The following is a 251-nucleotide window of genomic DNA, read 5'->3' as shown; positions in this document are numbered from 1 at the left end:
AGAATCAGGGGGGTGGCGGGTTGTAGCCAAGCTCGCGGCCGATGCTTGCAGCGCAGGCCAGCAGTGGTTCAAGCAATTGCGGCACGTCGCGCGCGGTGATGCGCGTGTCCGGCCCCGAAATGCTGAGCGCGGCGACGGCCATGCCGCTCACGTCGCGCACCGGCACGGACACGGCCGCGGCGCCCGGCGTGACTTCGGCAAAGCTGGTGGCGTAACCCTTCTGCTGGACGGCGGCGATCTGCTCGGCAATG

The 251-nt window shown here is 69.3% G+C and carries 1 protein-coding gene; it reads right to left on the bottom strand.

Going from position 1 to position 251, the window contains the following annotated elements; genetic code table 11:
* Window positions 1–4: 4 nt before the first annotated feature.
* A partial coding sequence (locus tag RVY79_RS20820; RefSeq protein WP_317466506.1) for an IclR family transcriptional regulator C-terminal domain-containing protein occupies window positions 5–251 on the bottom strand: 247 nt, incomplete at its 5' end.

This window comes from Chromohalobacter sp. HP20-39, assembly GCF_033052815.1.
Lineage (GTDB): Bacteria > Pseudomonadota > Gammaproteobacteria > Pseudomonadales > Halomonadaceae > Chromohalobacter.
The sequence above is the reverse complement of the archived record's forward strand: the minus strand, read 5'-3'. Positions and strand labels throughout refer to the sequence as shown.